The 14,948-nt window shown below is 63.2% G+C and carries 14 protein-coding genes; 1 reads left to right on the forward strand and 13 read right to left on the reverse strand.

All coding sequences use genetic code 11. The features are described from left to right. Positions 1-46: 46 nt before the first annotated feature. The 9 genes from AM586_RS08380 to rpsF all read right to left on the reverse strand — a co-directional run bounded on the left by AM586_RS08380 (position 47) and on the right by rpsF (position 9,414). Complete coding sequence (locus AM586_RS08380) at positions 47-1,096, reverse strand: asparaginase (protein WP_047823894.1); 1,050 nt, start codon at positions 1,094-1,096, stop codon at positions 47-49. A gap of 144 nt (positions 1,097-1,240) precedes the next feature. Then, on the reverse strand, positions 1,241-4,363 hold the full coding sequence (gene pulA, locus AM586_RS08385; RefSeq protein WP_047823892.1) for a pullulanase-type alpha-1,6-glucosidase: 3,123 nt from the start codon (positions 4,361-4,363) through the stop codon (positions 1,241-1,243). Between the two features lie 151 nt (positions 4,364-4,514). Further along, positions 4,515-5,525 (reverse strand): inorganic phosphate transporter, encoded by a 1,011-nt coding sequence (locus tag AM586_RS08390; protein ID WP_047823890.1) that lies wholly within the window; start codon positions 5,523-5,525, stop codon positions 4,515-4,517. Positions 5,526-5,546: 21 nt separating this feature from the next. Further along, positions 5,547-6,173: a DUF47 domain-containing protein gene (locus AM586_RS08395; protein WP_047823888.1), complete on the reverse strand. Its 627-nt coding sequence runs from the start codon at positions 6,171-6,173 to the stop codon at positions 5,547-5,549. A gap of 221 nt (positions 6,174-6,394) precedes the next feature. Then, complete coding sequence (locus AM586_RS08400) at positions 6,395-7,780, reverse strand: replicative DNA helicase (RefSeq protein ID WP_047823886.1); 1,386 nt, start codon at positions 7,778-7,780, stop codon at positions 6,395-6,397. A 109-nt stretch (positions 7,781-7,889) separates the two neighbouring features. Beyond that, positions 7,890-8,342, reverse strand: a complete 453-nt coding sequence (rplI, locus tag AM586_RS08405; RefSeq protein ID WP_047823885.1) for a 50S ribosomal protein L9 — start codon at positions 8,340-8,342, stop codon at positions 7,890-7,892. Positions 8,343-8,375: 33 nt separating this feature from the next. Next, the gene (rpsR, locus tag AM586_RS08410; protein ID WP_036249492.1) at positions 8,376-8,666 is read right to left on the reverse strand and encodes a 30S ribosomal protein S18; all 291 of its coding nucleotides are present in this window, start codon (positions 8,664-8,666) and stop codon (positions 8,376-8,378) included. A 37-nt stretch (positions 8,667-8,703) separates the two neighbouring features. After that, positions 8,704-8,997, reverse strand: a complete 294-nt coding sequence (gene priB, locus AM586_RS08415; RefSeq protein WP_047823882.1) for a primosomal replication protein N — start codon at positions 8,995-8,997, stop codon at positions 8,704-8,706. A 33-nt stretch (positions 8,998-9,030) separates the two neighbouring features. Beyond that, entirely contained in the window at positions 9,031-9,414 is a 384-nt protein-coding gene (rpsF, locus tag AM586_RS08420; protein ID WP_036232978.1) for a 30S ribosomal protein S6, read from the reverse strand. A 272-nt stretch (positions 9,415-9,686) separates the two neighbouring features. On the opposite strand from rpsF, the gene lexA reads away from it, so the two are divergent. Beyond that, a complete protein-coding gene (gene lexA, locus AM586_RS08425; protein ID WP_047823880.1) occupies positions 9,687-10,331 on the forward strand; it encodes a transcriptional repressor LexA in 645 nt (214 codons plus the stop codon). Positions 10,332-10,368: 37 nt separating this feature from the next. Here the strand turns inward: lexA and AM586_RS08430 are convergent, their stop codons facing one another. The 4 genes from AM586_RS08430 to purF all read right to left on the reverse strand — a co-directional run bounded on the left by AM586_RS08430 (position 10,369) and on the right by purF (position 14,915). Beyond that, complete coding sequence (locus AM586_RS08430; protein ID WP_197416399.1) at positions 10,369-11,124, reverse strand: tetratricopeptide repeat protein; 756 nt, start codon at positions 11,122-11,124, stop codon at positions 10,369-10,371. Positions 11,125-11,208: 84 nt separating this feature from the next. After that, positions 11,209-12,009: a tetratricopeptide repeat protein gene (locus AM586_RS08435; protein ID WP_082439712.1), complete on the reverse strand. Its 801-nt coding sequence runs from the start codon at positions 12,007-12,009 to the stop codon at positions 11,209-11,211. An 86-nt stretch (positions 12,010-12,095) separates the two neighbouring features. Then, positions 12,096-13,343, reverse strand: coding sequence for a cystathionine gamma-synthase family protein (locus AM586_RS08440; RefSeq protein ID WP_047823878.1), 1,248 nt, complete (start codon positions 13,341-13,343; stop codon positions 12,096-12,098). 48 nt (positions 13,344-13,391) lie between these two features. Then, complete coding sequence (purF, locus tag AM586_RS08445) at positions 13,392-14,915, reverse strand: amidophosphoribosyltransferase (protein ID WP_047823876.1); 1,524 nt, start codon at positions 14,913-14,915, stop codon at positions 13,392-13,394. Positions 14,916-14,948 lie beyond the last annotated feature (33 nt).

The raw sequence follows: 14,948 nt of genomic DNA on the forward strand, positions 1-14,948 counted from the left end.
GGACGCAGGCTTTTTTTCGCTCCCGCAGCCGTAGGATCGAGACGGTTCAGCGGCTGAACGCTGCCTGCAGGCTCTTCTGGTCAGCCGTACCGCCCTGCAGCAGAAGCATCAGGAGGATGCGCGCCTTTTGCGGCGACAGGTCGTCGGCCATGACGGCGCCGGCGTCGACCAGGGTTTTCCCGCCGCCTTCGAAGCCGTAGTTCGGCAACACGCGTCCGTTCGGCACGCGGCTCGCGATCACCACCGGCACCTTCCTGGACAGCGCATATTTGACGGCATTGAACATGGGGATATTCATGTTGCCCCAGCCAAGCGCCTGCACGACGATCCCTTTGGCGCCATTGTCCACCGCCGAGCGCAGCAGGCGTCCGTCAGCCCCGCCGTACATCGAGACGATTTCGACATCGGGCATCTTGTCGGTTTTGATGCCGATATATTGGCGACGCAAGGGTGCCCGAGCAAATACGATACGGTCGAAGTCGACTTCGCCAAGAAAACCATAATCGCCGGACTTGAAGGTTTCGACGCTCGATGTGTGCGTCTTCGTGACGTCGCGCGCTGCGTTGATCTGGCTGTTCATGGCGAGCAAGGCGCCTTTTCCCCTCGCCTGGGGATCGACCGCGATACGCACGGCGTTCAGAAGATTGTGCGGGCCGTCGAAGTCCGGCTCGGACGCATTGCGCTGCGCGCCGATCAGGACGATCGGCTTGTCGGACTTGACCGTGAGATCGAGCCAGTAAGCGGTCTCTTCGAGTGTGTCGGTACCATGCGAGACGATGACGCCGGCGACCTCGGGGCGCGCCAGGGTATCCGAGACGACCTTGCTCAACTGGACCCAGCGCGGCGGATCCATATAGTCGGACGGCACATTGGACACGTTGTTCACCTCGACCTTGGCATACTTCGCCACGTCCGGCACCGTAGCGAGCAGGTCCTCTCCGGAGATCGCCGGCACGGGCGCCTTCTTGACCGGGTCGATTTTCATTGCAATGGTGCCGCCGGTGGCAATCAGGGCGACCACCGGTTGCGGCGTTTGGGCGAAGGCCATGCTTGCACTCATCAAGGCAAGGGCGGCAACTGACTTTATCGTTTTCATGCTTGAACTGTCTCCTATAGGCGATGTTGGATTCCCGCACTTGGATTGTAGAGCATCCCGTCGCGCCCGAAGCGGGCGTGCAGAGCCGAAAAAAAGGGCCGGGCGCATCACCGCCCAGCCCTCTTCCTTCACTGTGTCCGGCGTTTAATCGTTGGCGTTCTGCACGAACACCGCGGTGGTACGGGCCGGGATGCTGAAGCCGCCGCTGGCGCTGTCGAAGGCCGATGCCTTCACCACCTCGTCGCTGCCGTTGCGCTGGATGCGGTGCAGCTGCAGCTTGCGGCCCTTGAGTGCCGGCACGGCGAAGGTCTTCGCGACCTTGTCGACGTTGAACACCACCACCACCCCCTTGTACTGCGCGCCGGCGTATTTGCCAGGATCGTTGCCGTCGATTTCCATCACGATCGCGCCCGGCACCTGGCTTGGCCCGACGTTATGGAACTTCAGGCGGTCGATCACGTCCTGGGCGGTCCGCAGGCGGAACAGGCTCGTGTCCTTGCGGATCGCCAGCAGGTCTTCGAAGGCGCCCTTGGCGGACAGGATCGCGCGGGTGTCCGGCCTGATCAGCGGATTCGTCAGGATCGGCGCCATGATGCCCCAGTTGTCCTGGTTCGGTCCGGCCATCGGCAGGCCGACGCCGAAGTTGTTCGCGCCATAGCTGTAGTCGAGCCGGTTGAACCAGTCGCCGGCGTTGTAGCTGTCGCGGTCCAGCGACTTCGAACGCAGGATCTCCTGGCCCGCGTGGATGAAGGGCACGCCCTGCGACAGCAGCACGATCGATGCGCCCAGGGTCTGCACGCGCACCCGGTCCGAAAGCAGGGTCGATTGCGGCAGGCGGAAAGCGTTGATGTCGAACAGGGTCTGGTTGTCGTGCGCCTCGATGTAGTTGATGACTTCGGACGGATTGGCGGCAAAGCCCGCCTGCTGGCCGAAGTAATCGATCTGGGCGTTCGTGCGCAGCGAGCCGAAACGGTCCGTGAAGCGGTAGTCGCGCAGGGTGCCCGACAGGCTGACCCTCACCATGTCGGCCAGGCGCAATGCATCGTCGCGGCTCTGGTTGGCCTGGGCGTTCGGATCGAGCCAAGCGCCGTTGATGAAGCCCTGCTGGGTGACCAGGGCGCTGCCGCCGTCGCAGCAGCCGCCGCCGCGCACGGCGTCGCGCATGCGGTCGTTGAACGAGCCGATGCCGGTCCCGGCCATGTTGGCCTGGCGCGCCTGCACGAAGCGGGCGTCGTTGGCGACGCTGCCGAAGTTCCAGGCTTCGCCGTACAGGTAGATGTCGCGGCCGGCGGCCTGGTTGACGCCGGCCTGCAGGCGCTTCAACAGCTCGAGCGGGGTAAAGCCCATGATGTCGAAGCGGAAGCTGTCGACCTTGTACTGCCTGGCCCACAGCGACACCGAGTCGATCATCAGCTTGCCCATCATCGTGTTTTCCTGGGCGGTGTCGGCGCAGCAGCTGTCGTTCAGGATGCTGCCGTTCGCGCCCAGCCGGTAGTAATAGGTCGGCACGATGCGGTCCAGCACGGACAGCGGTCCCTGCTGCGACTGGCTGGTATGGTTGTAGACCACGTCCATGGTCACGCGCAGGCCGGTCTCGTGCAGCGACTGCACCATCGCGCGGAACTCGCGCACGCGCGCGGCGCCGTCGTTGGCGTCGGTGGCATAGCTGCCTTCCGGCGCGTTGTAGTGCACCGGGTCGTAGCCCCAGTTGAAGCAGTCGCTGTCCTGGCTGGCGGCGACGGCGGCCTGCTGGGCGGTGGAATCCGCCGCGGCGTTCGGCACGCTCGGCAGGACGCAGCCGGCTTCGTTCACGCTGGCGAAGTCGAAGCTGGGCAGCAGGTGGATGTGGGTCATGCCGGACTTCTGCAGTTCCCTCAGGTGCCGCATCGGGTTCGCGTCGAGGTCGGTGAAGGCCAGGTACTTGCCGCGGTGCGCCGCCGGGACCGTCGTGTCCAGCGCCGAGAAGTCGCGCACGTGCAGTTCGTACAGCGCGATGTCGGTCGGCGCATCCAGCTTCGGAATGCGCTGATCGTCCCAGCCGGCCGGTTTCAGCGTCGCGCTGTCGAGGTTGGCCACGAAGGAACGGGTGCTGTTGGCGTTCAGGCTCAGCGAATACGGGTCGGTGACCGTGTTCGTGACCAGGGCGTTGTTCGCCCAGCGCGACAGCACGTTCACCGTGTAGGTGTAGTAGGCGCGGTTGGTCCAGGACGCATCCGGCGCGGTGTAGCGCCAGACGCCGCTGGCGGCATCCGCGCTCATCGCCACGCTGGCCGTGGCCGGCGCACTGGCGCTCGGGTAGACGTTCAGCGACACCGACTTCGCGGTCGGCGCCCAGACACGGAAGGTCGGCACGCCGGCGCGGTCGAAGCTCACGCCGAGCTGGGCGTTCGAGGCCGCGCGCGCGAACACGTCGTCCAGCATGCCGGCCATCTGCAGCGATGTCACCTGCACCAGGTTGCCGGCGCCGTCGTACTGGGCGATGGCGAACTGGCCGCTCGCCAGTTGCGCGACTTTCGCGGCATCGGCGGCGGCCAGTTGCAGGCCGGTGGCGCCGGCCAGGTGCGGATACTTCTGGCGGATCGCGTCGGACAGCGGCGCCGCGCTCAGGGTGAAGCTGCCGTCGGCGCCGGCGAGGCCGGTCGCGGCGTCGGGCGTCGCGGCCAGTCCGCCGTTCGCGGCGTAGAACAGCTTGTAGCTGCCGCCGGCCGGCGCGCCGGGCCAGGCCAGGGTGGTGGCGGACAGCCAGTGGGCGCTGGCGAAGGCCAGGCTGCCGTAGCTGAGGGCCGGCTGGCTCTTGTAGACGGTGCAGTCGCCTTCCAGCATCCAGATGTCCTGGCCTTTGCTGGCGATGTCGGCGTTCAGGTCGGCGTGCTGGTCGGCGCCGCAGTTCTTGGTGCCGTTGCCGTCCGTGACCAGGAACCAGATCGCGCTCTTGCCCGCCGCCAGCGGGATGTCGACGTAGCCGCCGAACGCATCCGTGTTGGTGAACATGAAGCGGCCGCTGATCCAGGCGGGACTCGGATTTTGCGGACCATCCCAGGAATACACGCCCCACTGGGCAGTATCGTTCTGGACGCGGTGGAAGTGCATGCGGATGTTGCCGGGCGCGACCGGCGTGGCGGAGGCGCTGGCCGCCTGGGCCAGCAGGCGGGTGCCCGAGGTACTGCCCTGCTGGACATCGCCGGCGCCGCAGCCTGCCAGCAGGGCGGATAAGCCAACGGCCGCGCCAAAGCGCAGCCGTGAAGTTAAACTACGTCTATTCAACATGTCGTCCCCTCTGTTGTTATCGGTGGCTTGGAGCCAAATGTAATATTACTACTACAGATAACAAAAAAGTAAGGGAACGGCGTTGTTTAACGTGTACAAATGAAAAAAGGCGGGATTCGCATCCCGCCCTTCTCTATCCGATCCTGCCTGCTTACAGGATGCGGGTGCCGATCCACCAGGCGATCGCCGCCATGAAGGCCGAGGCCGGGATCGTGAATATCCACGCCCAGACGATGTTGCCGGCCACGCCCCAGCGCACGGCCGAGGCCTTCTGCGCCGAGCCGACGCCGACGATGGCGCCGGTGATGGTGTGGGTGGTCGACACCGGCACGCCGATCGAGCTCGCCAGGAACAGGGTGATCGCGCCGCCCGATTCCGCGCAGAAGCCGCCCACCGGTTTCAGCTTGGTGATCTTCTGGCCCATGGTCTTGACGATGCGCCAGCCGCCGAACAGGGTGCCGAGCGAGATCGCCGTATAGCAGGAAATGATGACCCACAGCGGCGGCGTGGCGTCGGTCGCGTGCGCCGCGCCGGCCGCGATCAGCAGCATCCAGATGATGCCGATGGTCTTCTGGGCGTCGTTGCCGCCGTGGCCCAGGCTGTATGCCGCGGCCGAGAACAGCTGCAGGCGGCGGAACCAGGTGTCGACCTTGCGCGGCGGGGTCTTCACGAAGATCCACGACACCGCCAGCATCACCAGCGAACCGAGCAGGAAGCCCAGCAGCGGCGACAGGATGATCCAGGTGACGGTCTTGAGCAGGCCGCCGCCGACCAGGGCGCCGGTGCCCGACTTGGCCACGGCCGCGCCCACCAGGCCACCGATCAGGGCGTGCGAGGACGAGGACGGGATGCCGTAGTACCAGGTGACGACGTTCCAGACGATCGCGCCGACCAGCGCGCCGAAGATCACGTATTGATCGACGATGGCCGGATCGACGGTGCCCTTGCCCACCGTCGAGGCCACGTGCACGCCGACGGTGAAGATGGCGACGAAGTTGAACAGCGCGGACATCGCGACCGCGGTCTGCGGTTTCAGCACCCCGGTCGACACCACCGTCGCGATCGCGTTGGCGGCGTCGTGGAAGCCGTTCATGAAGTCGAAGACCAGCGCTAAAAGGACGAGCAGGCCCAGCACATAGAGGCTGATTTGAAGATGATCCATATTGTTTTTATTCTTATGGTCTTACGCGTTTTCGACGATGATGCCTTCGATGATATTGGCGACGTCCTCGCAGCGGTCGGTGACGGTTTCCAGGATCTCGTAGATGGCCTTCATCTTGATCAGGTTGCGCACGTCCGGTTCGTCGCGGAACAGCTTGGACATGGCGGCGCGCATCACGTGGTCGGCGTCCGATTCCAGGCGGTCGATCTCTTCGCAGATCGCGACCATCTTCTGGGCGTTGTCCATGTTGTGCAGCATGCCGACGGCCTGCTGGACCTTTTCGCAGCAGGCCAGGCACAGCTCGGCCAGGCGCTTGGCTTCCGGCGTCACGGCGTGCAGGTCGTACAGCGAGATGGTCTGGGCGGCGTCTTCCATCATGTCCAGGATGTCATCCATGCGGGTGATCAGCTTGTGGATGTCGTCGCGGTCCAGCGGGGTGATGAAGGTCTTGTGCAGCAGGTCGACGCAGGCGTAGGTGATCTTGTCCGCCTGTTTTTCGATGCTCTCCACGGCGTGGGTGCGGTTTTCCAGGTCGTCGAAATTGGTCATCAAGCCGACCATTTCCTGTGCACCCTTCACGCAGAGTGCGGCGTGCTGGTTGAACAGGTCGAAAAATTTGCCCTCCGTGGGCATCAGGCGTCCAAACATATGGTTCTCCGTTGTAAATCTCTTGGAACTTCATTAACGTTGCGGGTTTAACCACAACAAATCGTATTTTAGTTTTACTGGTTTTACTGCTCAGCGACAGGGGGCTTCGGAAACCGTAGCGAGCGGAAGCAATGGCGGCCGAGAAGCGCAGCCGTACTTGCGTACGGCGAGCATCGCAGGCCGCCAGAGCGACGCGCAGCAGGTTTACGAGCCCCCCACCACTAGTCGCCTTGGTAGATGGACAGACTGCCGCTGTAGTTGCCGAACTTGGTGTACATGCCCATCCAGGTCAGTCGCACCGCCCCGATCGGGCCGTTACGCTGCTTGCCGATGATGATCTCGGCGGTACCCTTGTCGGGCGAATCCGGGTTATAGACTTCGTCGCGGTACAGGAAGATGATGACGTCCGCATCCTGCTCGATAGCGCCGGATTCGCGCAGGTCGGACATGACCGGACGCTTGTTCGGGCGTTGTTCCAGCGATCGGTTCAGCTGGGACAGCGCGATCACCGGACAGCCCAGCTCCTTGGCCAGGCCCTTCAGGCTACGCGAAATTTCGGAAATCTCCGACGCGCGGTTGTCGCCCGGCTTCGATCCCTGCATCAGCTGCAGGTAGTCGACGATGATCAGGCCGAGCTTGCCGCACTGGCGCGCAAGGCGGCGCGCGCGGGCGCGCATCTCGATCGGGTTCAGCGCCGGCGTCTCGTCGATGAAGATCTGGGCATCGTTCATCTTCTGGATCGCATGCGTCAGGCGCGGCCAGTCCTCGTCGATCAGCTTGCCGGTACGCAGGCGGTGCTGGTCGAGCTGGCCGATCGAGCCGAGCATACGCATGGCGAGCTGGGTGCCGCCCATCTCCATCGAGAAGATCGCCACCGGCAGGCCGGCCTCGACCGCCACCGCCTCGCCGATGTTGACCGAGAACGCGGTCTTGCCCATCGACGGGCGGCCGGCGACGATGACGAGGTCGCCCGGCTGCAGGCCGGAAGTCATCTTGTCGAGGTCGATGAAGCCGGTCGGGACGCCGGTGATCTCGCCCTGGTTTTCGCGGCTGTAGAGTTCGTCGATGCGCTCGACCACCTGGGTCAGCAGCGGCTGCACCGGCAGCCAGCCCTGGGCGCCGCGGGCGCCCTGCTCCGCGATCGCGAAGATCCGCGATTCGGCTTCGTCGAGGATCTGCTTGACCTCGGCGCCCTGCGGATTGAAGGCCTTGGCCGAGACTTCGTCGGCGACGGTGATGAGCTGGCGCAGCACGCCGCGGTCGCGGACGATCTCGGCGTAACGGCGGATGTTGGCGGCAGATGGCGTATTCTGCGCCATCGCGTTGAGGTACTGCAGCCCGCCCACTTCCTCGGCCTTGCCGAGCTGGACGAGCGACTCGTACACGGTGATCACGTCGGCAGGCTTGCCGGCATTGATCAGGCGGACCATCTGTTCGAAGATGATCCGGTGGTCGTAGCGGTAGAAGTCCTCCGCATGCATGAAGTCGGCAATACGGTCCCACGCCGCATTATCGCGCAGCAGGCCGCCGATGACGGACTGTTCTGCTTCGATGGAATGCGGGGGAATGCGGAGCGACTCGATCTGCGGGTCTGCTGGGGTGTTCATGGCGCGAATTATACCCGTTTGCCACGAAGCGCTGAAAAGATTGGTGAGTTTCCTCAAATAAAAAAGCCGGGAGATCCCGGCTTTTTTCTCATTCTAGCAACAGAACGATTTAGGCAGCTTCGCCCACGACTGCGACGGTCACGTCAACGACGACGTCGGTGTGCAGAGCGACGGCAACCGGGTGCTCGCCGGTGGTCTTCAGCGGGCCGGTCGGCATGCGCACGTTGGCCTTCTCGACGGCGAAACCTTGCTTGCTCAGGGCTTCAGCGATGTCGAAGTTGGTCACGGAACCGAACAGACGGCCGTCCACGCCGGCTTTCTGGGCGATGGTGATGGTCATGCCGTTCAGCTTGTCGCCCTGGCCTTGTGCGGCTGCCAGTTTCTCGGCGGCTGCCTTTTCCAGTTCGGCGCGCTTGACTTCGAATTCGGCCACAGCGGCTTGGGTAGCGCGGCGGGCCATTTTTTGCGGGATCAGGAAGTTACGTGCGTAACCGTCCTTGACCTTGACCACGTCGCCCAGGTTACCGACGTTGACGACTTTTTCCAGCAGGATGACTTGCATATTATTCTCCAGTATACGTGTCGTGACCGACGATTAAGCGTTGTGCAGGTCGGTGTACGGCAGCAGGGCCAGGTAGCGGGCGCGCTTGATGGCGGTATCCACTTGGCGCTGGTAGTGCGCCTTGGTGCCGGTCAGGCGAGCCGGCATGATCTTGCCGTTTTCCTGGACGAAATCCTTCAGGGTGTCGACGTCTTTGTAGTCAACCTGTTCCACGCCTGCAGCGGTGAAGCGGCAGAATTTCTTGCGCTTGAACAGCGGGTTCTGCTGTTTGCGCTTCAGTTTTTCCTTGGCCTTGTTTTTGTCGAACTTTTTACCGAATGCCATTTGAGGCTCCTGTATCTAAATGTGTGCCCGCGAATTCTTACGCGGCGGCACTGAAATCAATGATGTGAAACACCAGGGCTTTGCTGTTGCGGTTCTTCCTGGCCAAGAATCCCTTGAACCGGTGTACCGCACCCAGTTCCGCATCGGCAAACCGGGCCGAGATGTCGCCCGCGGCAAGCGCGGAAATCTCGAACTCGACCTGCCTGGCGATCCCCGCCTCCGTCTGCTGCGACCCGTGTTGCAGGGTGCCGCTGACGATGGGAATGCCGGCCGGGGTGTAGCGCAGGGTATCGCGTTCCGCGATGCTTGCGACCAGCAACAGCTCGTTCACTGCCCGTGCGCGCTTCTTTCTTAAGATTAAGAATTAAGCGGCTGCGGCCGGGGCAGCTGCCTGCTCGGCGCGGTGGCTCTTGGCTGCGTCTTCGCGCTGGACCGACTTCATCATCGGCGACGGTGCGGTTTCGGCCTTCTTCATCTTGACGGTCAGATGACGCAGCACGGCATCATTGAATTTGAATGCGGTTTCCAGCTCGACCAGGGTCTCGTTGTCGCACTCGATGTTCATGCAGATGTAGTGTGCCTTCGGCAGCTTCTGGATCTGGTAAGCCATTTGACGGCGGCCCCAGTCTTCGACGCGGTGGATGTTACCGCCGCGCGAGGTGACCGTGGTCTTGTAGCGCTCGATCATCGCCGGGACCTGCTCGCTCTGGTCCGGGTGGACGATAAATACGATTTCATAATGACGCATGCAACACTCCTTAAGGACGTTTAAACAAATGCCCACCTCGGCGTCAAGACGAGTGTGGGAAGGGAAAGCCCGACATTATAACCGCAAAAACGTCAAGAGCTCAATCGCCTTGTGCGGTCCGGCAGGAATCGGCTGTGCCCGCCAGGCAAAAAAAACCGGCAAAAACCACGGATTCCCCTTGCGCCCGGCGCAATACTGTACAAAAATACAGGGTATCGGGCCCTGCTCGCACACGCTCACCTAAGCTTCCAAGCTCTCAAGCTCACTACACCATGCTCAAGCTCACCGCACGGCAAGAACAGATCCTCAACCTGATCAAGGAAGCCATCGACAACACCGGCTTTCCGCCGACCCGCGCCGAAATCGCGCAGGAGCTTGGTTTCCGCTCGGCCAACGCCGCCGAGGAACACCTGCAAGCCCTGGCGCGCAAAGGCGCGATCGAAATCTCCCCGGGCACTTCGCGCGGCATCCGCCTGGTCGGCGCCGCCGCCAGCGAGCCCGCAGCGGTGCCGGCCGTCCCGGCCGCCCTGCTGATGTCCCTGCCCCTGGTCGGCCGCGTCGCCGCGGGTTCGCCCATCCTGGCCCAGGAACACGTCGAAGCGACCTACTCGGTCGACCCGGCCATGTTCTCGAGCAAGCCCGACTTCCTGCTGAAGGTGAAGGGCTGGTCGATGCGCGACGCCGGCATCTGCGATGGCGACTTCCTGGCAGTCAAGAAAGTGGATTCGGCCAAGAACGGCCAGATCGTGGTCGCCCGCATCGGCGACGAAGTCACCGTCAAGCGCTACCGCAAGAACGGCGGCACCATCGAACTGCTGCCGGAAAACCCGGAATTCTCCGTCATCACGGTCGACCCGCAGAACGACGAGTTCGCACTCGAAGGCCTGGCCGTCGGCCTGCTGCGCTCCTGGCACTAGAAAGTCGAGGCCGGCAAGGCCTCGGCTTCTCGGTTGCTCAGTTGTTCACGCGGTTCTTGCGCCGGTCCTCGAGTTCACGCTCGCGTTCCAGGGTCGGCGTGCTCTTCACGATGTCGTTGTGTTCCTTCACCCAGGCATCGGTGGCATCCCGCCACGCGGCAAAGTCCGCCAGCACGAGCTTGGCCTTGACCTGGGCGCTTTCGGTCAGGTTCGCATACACGTCGGCCAAGCGCTTTTCCGCCCGCGCCATTTCCGCTTTATTGATCAGCTTCGCCACATCGGCAGGGATGCGCTTGGTCAGCGGCGACGCCTCGTTCAGGGCGCGCGCCTGGGCATTGTAGCAATCCTGCCACTTCGTCATATTGGCTGACACCCGTTCGATCTCGTCGTTCTGTTTCGAGACAGCGGGAAAGTGCGGCGTTGGGCAACGGTACTGGCCGCCCTGCAGGTCGGAGCCATCGTAACGGTCGACCCAGTAGTCGATGTCGGCGCGGCGTTCGGTGCGCTGGCGCATCACGTCCAGCGACGCGATGGCGACCGGATTCCCCTTCGCGGCCGCCTTGCGGAACCAGGCCTCGGCCTTGGCCTCGTCGACGGCGCCGGCTTCTCCATACCAGTACATCTCGCCCAGGTGCTGCTGGGCCTCGACGTTACCGGCGTTCGCCAGTTTGGTATAGCGCTGCAGGGCAGCCGGAAAGTCCTTGTTGGCAAATGCCGCGTTGGCGGCTGCGAGCTCGTCGGCGTAGCAGCTTCCCGCCAACAGCATGCTCAGGCAAAAAACGACAGTCTTCACGTGCGATCGGTCCAGACAGTTGAGTAATGGCACATCATATCGCCTGAACCGGCATGTGCCAATTACTCAAATGTAAGGGCAAGCTCAGTGATTTGCCGGGTTGGCGCCCCGCGGCGCATTGGCCAGCGACTGGTTCGACTCGTAGGTCTGGCGCAGGCCGGTCGCAATTTCCAGCTTGTTGCGCGCCGTTGCCTCTTCCGTCTTCTTGTTCGCATCCGCCACATACGCGTTGGTGGCGTTGGTCCAGGCGTCGCGCTTGGCCAGGATGGTGGAGGCGTTATCGCCCATCGAGCGCGCCACGCTGGCGAATACCTGGTCCAGGTGCGACTGGGTCTGCTCGATCTCGGCCGGCGTCATCATGTCGAGCACATCCTTGGGCACGTGCTTCAATACCGGGGTCATGCCCTGCATATTCGCCACCGCGCCGTTATAGCATGCCTGCCACGCTGCAACGTCATCCGTCACTTTCTTGATTTCGGAATTGGTTTTTGAAATAACGGGAATATCGGGCGCGACACAATTGTATTTACCGGAAGTCAGGTCTTCGCCTTTATAGCCCTTCATCCAATAAACGATTTCATTTCCGCGCGTTTCGCGGCGCTTCAAGGATTGCAGCGATTCGGCCGCATCCTTGTTGCCGGCCGCAGCCGATTTCTCGAACCATGCCGCCGCCTTCTTCAGATCGGAAGAAGTACCGTCGCCAAACCAGTACATTTCCCCCAGTCGAAATTGTGCTTCTGCATTGCCTGCTTCGGCCAGCCGGGCATAGATTGGCAGTGCCCGGCCATAATCCTTAGCATTCAACAACTTATTTGCTTCATTCAAATCGTCGGCGAATGCAATGCCGGAAATCAGCATTAAAGATACGCAGAATAACTTTTTCATCTGAATCTCCACATGTTGGGCAATGAAAGCCCATAGTATGTAGAGACTGCTATAAACTCAAGCCGATTTGCATAAGGCGGCTTCTATTATTCCGCAGATAATGCTTCGCCAAAATCGCGCAGCAAGTCCTGCGTATCCTCGATACCCACCGACACCCGGATCAGCGACTCGGCGATACCCATGCTGGCGCGGCGCTCGGGCCCCATCTCGAAGAAGATCGTGTGCGCGACCGGGATCACCAGCGTGCGCGTATCGCCCAGGTTGGATGCCGGGACCGCGATCTGCAGGCGATTCAGGTAATCGAAGCAGTCGATGCCTTCCTTCAACTCGAAGCTGAACAGCGAACCATAGGCGCGGAACAGATCGGTGGCGATGCCGTGCTGCGGGTGCGATGGCAGGCCCGGGTAGTGGACCGCGGCGACGCGCTCGTCGGCTTCCAGCATGGTCGCCAGCGCCAGCGCGTTGGCGCAGGTGCGGTCCATGCGCAGGGCCAGCGTCTCGGCGCCGACGGCGATGTGATGGGCCGCTTCCGGCGCCAGCGAGGCGCCGAAGTCGCGCAGCGATTTGGCGCGCAGCTGGGCCATGCCCTGCGCCTTGGCCGGCTGCTTGCGGAAGTTCGGGGCGATGTTCGGATAGGCGCTCCAGTCGAACAGGCCGGTGTCGGTCAGCGCGCCGCCGAGCGCCATGCCGTGGCCGCCGATCGACTTCGTCAGCGAGTTGACCACCAGGCCGGCGCCCACCGTCTTCGGGCGGAACAGCCAGGGCGTGGTCATGGTGTTGTCGACCACGTAGAGGATGCCGCGCTCGCGGCACAGCTCGCCGATCCGCGCCAGGTCGGCGATCTGGGTGCGCGGGTTGGCGATGGTCTCGACGAACACCAGGCGGGTATTGTCGCGCAGCGCGGCTTGGACGTTGGCGACATCGGTCGCATCGACGAAGGACACCTCGGTCCCCTGCCCCGCCACCGTGTTCCACAGGCTGTTGGTGTTACCGAACAGGAAGGACGAGGACACGACATGGTCGCCCTCCTTCAACAGCGCCTGCGCCAGCGCGCCGATCGCCGCCATGCCGGTGCCGAAGCACAGCGTCGCCACGCCGTCTTCCATCTTGCTGATCTTGTCTTCCAGCGCCGACACGGTCGGGTTGCCCTGGCGGCCGTAGCGGAAGCCCGGCTCCTTGCCCTGGAAGACCGAGGCCAGCTGGCGCGCGTCGCCGTAGCCGAAGGCCACCGAGGTATGGACCGGCTTGTGCAGCGAGCCATGCTCGATGGGCTTGCGGCGATCGTTGTGGAGGATGGTGGTCGTGAAACCGTAGTTGTTCTTCGTATCGCTCATGTTCGTATCGTACAAATGAAAACGGGCGCCACGGCGCCCGGTCAAGGATTACTCTGCCGCTACCGGCGGGTTCAGGTTCAGCTGGGTGCGCACCAGGTCCTCCGAAGACTTGCCGGACGACTTGTGGCGATGGTGCTCGAGCTGGTCGAGGTAGGCCGGGGTGACGTCGCCGGTGATGTAGACGCCGTCGAAGCAGGACGCCTCGACGCTGGTGATCGCCGGATTGACGTCCATGATCGACTTCTTCAGCGCGTCCAGGTCCTGGTAGACCAGGCGGTCGGCGGTGATCTCGCGGCACACCTCTTCCACCGTGCGGTCGTGGGCGATCAGCTCGTCGCGGGTCGGCATGTCGATGCCGTACACGTTCGGGTACAGCACCGGCGGCGCGGCCGACGCGAAGAACACCTTGCGGGCGCCGGCTTCGCGCGCCATCTGCACGATCTCGCGGCTGGTGGTGCCACGCACGATCGAGTCGTCGACCAGCAGCACGTTCTTGTCCTTGAATTCGGAGGCGATCGCGTTCAGCTTCTGGCGCACCGACTTCCTGCGCATGCCCTGGCCAGGCATGATGAAGGTGCGGCCGATGTAGCGGTTCTTGATGAAGCCTTCGCGGTACTCGACGCCGAGCTTCAGCGCGAGCTGGATCGCGGCCGGGCGCGAGGAATCCGGGATCGGCATCACGACGTCGATCTCTTCGATCGGGATCTCCTTGCGGATCTTGTCGGCCAGGTACTCGCCCATCTTCAGGCGGGTCGCGTACACCGAGGCGCCGTCGATCACCGAGTCCGGGCGGGCCAGGTACACGTATTCGAAGGCGCACGGATTCAGCGACGCATTCTCGGCGCACTGGCGCGCGTGCAGCTGGCTGTTTTCGTCGATCCAGACGGCTTCGCCGGGGGCGATGTCGCGCACGAAGCGGAAGCCCAGGCCTTCCAGGGCCACCGACTCGCTGGCGACCAGGTATTCCGGCCCCTGCTCGGTCTCGTTCACGCCCAGGCACAGCGGACGGATGCCGAAGGGGTCGCGGAAGGCCAGCAGGCCGTGGCCGGCGATCTGGGCGATCACGGCGTAGGCGCCGCGCACGCGCTTGTGGACCATCGCGACCGCCTTGAATACGGCGTCCGCGTCGAGCGAATAGCCGTTGGCGGCGGTCTGGATTTCGTGGGCCAGCACGTTCAGCAGCACTTCCGAGTCGGAGCTGGTGTTCACGTGACGGCGGTCGATGCGGAACAGCTCATCCTTCAGCTGTTCCTGGTTGGTCAGGTTGCCGTTGTGCGCCAGCGTGATGCCGAAAGGCGCGTTGACGTAGAACGGCTGCGCTTCCTCTTCGCTGGACGAGCCGGCGGTCGGGTAGCGGCAGTGGCCGATGCCGGAATTGCCTTGCAGCGAACGCATGTTACGTGTGCGGAACACATCGCGCACCAGGCCGTTGGCCTTGTACATCGAGAACATGCTGCTGTGATTGGTTGCAATACCCGCCGCATCCTGGCCGCGATGCTGCAACAGCAGCAATGCGTCATACAGCAACTGGTTGACGGGGGCTTGCGAGACGACGCCGACGATGCCACACATGGTGCGCTCCTAAAACTGGACAGCTAAACGATG

The sequence above is a fragment of the Massilia sp. WG5 genome, assembly GCF_001412595.2.
In the GTDB taxonomy this organism is placed as follows: domain Bacteria; phylum Pseudomonadota; class Gammaproteobacteria; order Burkholderiales; family Burkholderiaceae_D; genus Telluria.

What these genes read in the sequence shown, in the direction of transcription:
- AM586_RS08395 (WP_047823888.1), bottom strand. Translation starts at nt 6,173, where the DNA reads ATGTTTGGACGCCTGATGCCCACGGAGGGCAAATTTTTCGACCTGTTC.
- AM586_RS08440 (WP_047823878.1), bottom strand. Translation starts at nt 13,343, where the DNA reads ATGAGCGATACGAAGAACAACTACGGTTTCACGACCACCATCCTCCAC.
- purF (WP_047823876.1), bottom strand. Translation starts at nt 14,915, where the DNA reads ATGTGTGGCATCGTCGGCGTCGTCTCGCAAGCCCCCGTCAACCAGTTG.
- rpsF (WP_036232978.1), bottom strand. Translation starts at nt 9,414, where the DNA reads ATGCGTCATTATGAAATCGTATTTATCGTCCACCCGGACCAGAGCGAG.
- AM586_RS08435 (WP_082439712.1), bottom strand. Translation starts at nt 12,009, where the DNA reads ATGAAAAAGTTATTCTGCGTATCTTTAATGCTGATTTCCGGCATTGCA.
- AM586_RS08390 (WP_047823890.1), bottom strand. Translation starts at nt 5,525, where the DNA reads ATGGATCATCTTCAAATCAGCCTCTATGTGCTGGGCCTGCTCGTCCTT.
- lexA (WP_047823880.1), top strand. Translation starts at nt 9,687, where the DNA reads ATGCTCAAGCTCACCGCACGGCAAGAACAGATCCTCAACCTGATCAAG.
- rplI (WP_047823885.1), bottom strand. Translation starts at nt 8,342, where the DNA reads ATGCAAGTCATCCTGCTGGAAAAAGTCGTCAACGTCGGTAACCTGGGC.
- AM586_RS08400 (WP_047823886.1), bottom strand. Translation starts at nt 7,780, where the DNA reads ATGAACACCCCAGCAGACCCGCAGATCGAGTCGCTCCGCATTCCCCCG.
- pulA (WP_047823892.1), bottom strand. Translation starts at nt 4,363, where the DNA reads ATGTTGAATAGACGTAGTTTAACTTCACGGCTGCGCTTTGGCGCGGCC.
- rpsR (WP_036249492.1), bottom strand. Translation starts at nt 8,666, where the DNA reads ATGGCATTCGGTAAAAAGTTCGACAAAAACAAGGCCAAGGAAAAACTG.
- AM586_RS08380 (WP_047823894.1), bottom strand. Translation starts at nt 1,096, where the DNA reads ATGAAAACGATAAAGTCAGTTGCCGCCCTTGCCTTGATGAGTGCAAGC.